Raw genomic sequence first — 2401 nt, 5'->3', positions numbered from 1 at the left:
TCCAGCACCACCGCGCAGCGCAGCGTGCCCGAGGCGATGATGTCGTCCAGCTTGTCGGCGTGCGCCGCGCCCGCGGCGGCGGTGGCGGCGACCAGCGCCGCGCCGAGGATCGAGGTCTTCATGGTGTCACTCCCTGTGTGGCTCGTTGGCCGTATCGAATCCTGACCTTTGTCAGCTATCCGCGCCGTCTTCGTCGGATCAACCTGAAAATACAGACAGTATGCAGGGTTGATCCGACATAACGGCGGCAGCGTCACGCGGCGTAGTCGCTGACGCCGGGCAGCTTGCTCCATTCCGCGTACCAGGTGCGGAACTGGGTGAACTGCGCCTCGGCCCAGGCGCGCTGGCTGGGGCTGAGTTCGTCCGTCTCGTTGAAATGCAAGGCATATTCGGCATCGCCCTGCATGACCATCATGTGCTTGTAATACAGCACGAGATCGGTGCCCTCGTCCCAGGTCGACAGCACCTCAAGCGCCTCGCCCAACTCGCGGGCGCGGGCGCGGGCGTTCACGTCACCCGCCGCCGCCGCCCGCGAAAGCGCCACCATGTGCAGGATTTCCTTGGGGATCACGTTGCCGATCCCGGTGATGGTGCCGAAGGCGCCCGCCTTGACATAGCCGTGGTAGACGCCGGTATCGACGCCCGCCATCAGCACCACGTCCGGGTTGCCGCTGGTGATGTGCTCGGACGCGTAGGTCATCGCCTGCGGGCCGCCGAATTCCTTGAAGCCGACGAGGTTCGGATGCTCGGCCCGCAGGGCGACGAACAGGTCGGCCTTGGTCTCGAAACCGTAATGGGGGCTGTTGTAGATCACCGCCGGCAGGTCGGGGGCGGCGGCAAGGATCGCCTTGAAGTGGTTCTTCTGCGCGATGGGCGAGTTGCCGCGCGACAGCACCCGCGGGATCACCATCAGCCCGGCCGCGCCCACCTTCTGCGCATGGGCCGCGTGGGCCACGGCCGAGGCCGAGTTCACCGCGCCCGTCCCCACGATCACCGGCAGGCCCGCCTTGACCAGCCGCTCGACCCCTTCCATCCGCTGCGCGTCGGTCAGCAGCGGCCAGTCGCCCATGGACCCGCAATAAACCAGCGCCGACATGCCGGCGTCGATCAGTTCCTGCCCCTTGCGGACCAGCGCATCGAAGTCGGGCTGGCGGTCGGACGTGCAGGGCGTCATCAGCGCCGGGATCACGCCGGTGAAGATCTCGGTGTTCATCTTGGCTCCTGTGGTGCAGCGGGCGGGCATGAGCCTGCCGATTCGGATGTCACCACCTGTTCTAGCAACTGTATTTTCCCTGTCGACATAAATATGCCGCCTGCTACAGCGCCATGTCGTCCCGCCGGTCACGGGCGACAAAGGTCTGGATCTGCCGCACGATCTGGTCGGCATGGGCGCGTGACAGCCGGTCGCACAGGTCCACGTCCCGCGCCTCGACCGCGGCGATCAGCGCCTCGTGCTCGTCGACATATTCCTGCGGCAGCCGATCCTCGTAGGACTGGTAATAAAGCCTCAGCAGCCGCCGCCCCTCGTCCAGTACCCGCAGGAACAGGCCGATGTAATAGGGATTGCCCCCCGCCTCGGCGATGGCGGCATGGAAGGCGCGGTTGGTCGCGATCATGGCAAGCGCGTCCTGCGCGGCCACGGCCTCTGCGAACTCGGCCTGCGCGGCGCGGATCGGCTCCAGATCGGCGGGCTTGTGGTGCAGCGCGGCCAGCCGCGTGGTCACGCGATACATCAGCGTGATTGCGTCGAAGAAATGATGCAGGTTCAGGAAGTCGATATTGGCGACGATGGTGGTGCGGTTCGGCAGCGCCTCGACCAGCCCCTCGCCCGCCAGCCGCACCAGCGCCTCGCGGATGGGGGTGCGCGACATGCCGAAGCGTTCGGCCAGCGCGACCTCGTCGATGGGACTGCCGGGCGGCAGGACCAGATCCAGGATCTCGTCGCGCAGCACGCCATGCACCAGCCGCACCCCCGATCCGCGCTTGCGTTCGGCGGGCGATTCGTTGTCGGTCTCGGGCATCCGCTGGCTCCAGGCGATCGGGTCTGGCGCGGCTGTTACCGGCTGGCCGGAAAAGCGTAAAGGCTGGGGAAGGATGGTACCGCCTCCCCGGCTTGAACGGGGGACCTCTGGATCCACAATCCAGCGCTCTGACCAACTGAGCTAAGGCGGCACAGGCGCAGCAGATAGACCCTTGCCGCGGGTGATGCAAGCCTCTCTTGCCGCCTGGCGCCGCGGTCGGCTAGACCGTCCGGGTCAAGCTGTGCAGGGGAAAGGTGCGATGGGCATCAACAAGGAAAGCGACGTCGCCGCCAATCTGCAGATCGGGCCGACCGACCTCGGGATGGTCCGCATCTATGTCGAGGGCGAGGGGGTCGAGCTGCCGCTGGACTTCGATCCCG

General features: G+C 66.6%; 3 protein-coding genes and 1 tRNA gene. 1 reads left to right on the top strand and 3 read right to left on the bottom strand.

What is annotated here, in order from left to right; translation table 11 throughout:
* Window positions 1-253 precede the first annotated feature (253 nt).
* The 3 genes from Q4F04_RS12865 to Q4F04_RS12855 form a co-directional block, all read right to left on the bottom strand.
* On the bottom strand, window positions 254-1213 hold the full coding sequence (locus Q4F04_RS12865; protein WP_303370217.1) for a dihydrodipicolinate synthase family protein: 960 nt from the start codon (window positions 1211-1213) through the stop codon (window positions 254-256).
* Window positions 1214-1316: 103 nt separating this feature from the next.
* On the bottom strand, window positions 1317-2021 hold the full coding sequence (locus Q4F04_RS12860) for a GntR family transcriptional regulator (RefSeq protein WP_303370216.1): 705 nt from the start codon (window positions 2019-2021) through the stop codon (window positions 1317-1319).
* A 74-nt stretch (window positions 2022-2095) separates the two neighbouring features.
* Window positions 2096-2172: transfer RNA gene (locus Q4F04_RS12855), tRNA-His, on the bottom strand.
* Window positions 2173-2280: 108 nt separating this feature from the next.
* Here Q4F04_RS12855 and Q4F04_RS12850 point away from each other — a divergent pair.
* The coding region (locus tag Q4F04_RS12850; RefSeq protein ID WP_303370219.1) for a DUF6324 family protein at window positions 2281-2401 on the top strand (121 nt) is incomplete at its 3' end.

Origin of the sequence: Paracoccus sp. (in: a-proteobacteria), from assembly GCF_030536915.1 — a bacterium.
Classification (GTDB): domain Bacteria; phylum Pseudomonadota; class Alphaproteobacteria; order Rhodobacterales; family Rhodobacteraceae; genus Paracoccus.
The sequence above is the reverse complement of the archived record's forward strand: the minus strand, read 5'-3'. Positions and strand labels throughout refer to the sequence as shown.